This is a genomic window from Micromonospora sp. LOL_013 (assembly GCF_048060315.1).
GTDB lineage: Bacteria > Actinomycetota > Actinomycetes > Mycobacteriales > Micromonosporaceae > Micromonospora_E.
Genome location: NZ_JBHMIQ010000086.1, coordinates 1 through 1,650, shown reverse-complemented (window position 1 = coordinate 1,650; position 1,650 = coordinate 1). Strand labels below are relative to the sequence as shown.

The 1,650-nt window shown below is 64.8% G+C and carries 1 protein-coding gene; it reads right to left on the bottom strand.

All coding sequences use genetic code 11. The annotated features are described in order from the left end of the window. Window positions 1-94 precede the first annotated feature (94 nt). Complete coding sequence (locus tag ACFHWS_RS28415; protein WP_416569568.1) at window positions 95-1,570, bottom strand: IS110 family transposase; 1,476 nt, start codon at window positions 1,568-1,570, stop codon at window positions 95-97. Window positions 1,571-1,650 lie beyond the last annotated feature (80 nt).

The window sequence follows — 1,650 nt, the reverse complement described above, 5'->3', positions numbered from 1 at the left end:
ATCTGACCGGAAAAACAACCGTGAGTGGGCAGGCGGCAGCGTCGGGGCGCAGCCCCGACGAGGTTCTGAATTTGTCCGTTGGGTGTGGTGCTGGTCAGGCCGGGTTGAGCTGAACGGTGTGGCCGAGGGCTTCGAGCTGGCGGATGAGGCTACGGGTCTTGCGGTGCTTGTTGATATGGGTGGCGTAGTGGTCCGGGCCGAGATCGATGAAGCTAGCGGTCGGGTCGGCCAGGATGTGCCAGACGATCGTCAGGATGGATCTGGCGATCGCGACCAGGGCTCTGGCTTTGCCTCGGCGTTTGACCAGGCGCCGGTAGCGTTCGCCGAGGAAGGTGTCGGTGCGGGCGGCTGCCGCGGCGGCGTCACCGAGCACACTTTTAAGGTAGGGGCTGCCGCGGCCGGTGGGTCCGCGGCGGGTCTTTGACCCGGACTGCATGGTGCGTGGGGACAGTTTCGTCCAGGACACCAGGTGGCCAGCGGTGGGGAACTGGGCCATGTTCCCGCCGGTCTCCGCGATGATGATCTGAGCGACCCGAGGTCCGACACCAGGGATCTCGTCGAGCCGCTCCAAGACCGAAGGCTGATGGGCCGCAGGAGGACAGTCCTCACCAGTACCCGTCGGAGGCAGTGCGGCGATTAGCTGGTCGATGATCACGGTGAGCTTGTCGATCTCGACATCAAGGGCATCGATCTGCTGCAGCAGGACGACAGCGATCGTGGCGTGATGGTCGTCGAAACGGCCGGTCAACGCCTCAACCAGAGCGGGACGTTTGACCCGTAGCTTGCCCAGGGCCAGCTCGGCCAGTCGGCGGGGATCGCGTTCACCCGCGACGAGAGCGTCGATCATCGCTCTTCCGGACAGCCCGAGGAAGTTGGTAGCCACCGTGGACAGCTTGATCAAAGCGTCTTCCAGCAGCTTGTCCAAGCGCAGCTTGTAGCGGGTCCGGTCCGCGACGAGGTCGTGGCGCAGCCGGGTGTAGTCGCGGATGTCCCGGATCGCCTTCGGCGGCACGAACGAGGGCCGCAGCATCCCACGCTCGTTGAGCTTGGCCAGCCAGACCGCGTCGAGCTTGTCGGTCTTGGGTCGGCCCGGGACCTGCTTGACGTCGTTGGCGTTGACCAGCCACACGGTCACCCCGTGGGCTTCCAGGATGTAGTAGAACGGTCGCCAGTAGTCGCCGGTCGACTCCAAAACGACACGTTCGATCTGATTGGTGACCAACCGCTGGGCCAAGGCGCAGAGCTCGTTGGTCGTGGACACGACGTCCCAGACCAGCGTCACCCTGCGGTGAGGCTGAGTCGAATGCGGTAGCCGGGTACAGACCTTGCCGGATGCCTTCGCGACGTCGATGGCCGCGACCCGGCTCAACCGGATCTCATGGTCGGGGTCGTGGATCTCTTCAGGTTCTCGTGACATGCCACCGGGCTCCATACGGGCAGAAGGGGGTGGGAGGTCGCCCGTGGGCCACGGTCGGGAACCAAGAAATCTGACCGGCGTGCTCGAAGCAACAGTGTGCGACCCATCGAGGTCGGGCCCCGCGCCAGACTCGTTAACGGCTTCAAGTGCCAAGATCCCATCGGCGTCGGCGGGCGACCGTACCGCAGTTTTTCACGCCATAGCGGCGTGCTCGGCACAGGGTGACTCGTTCG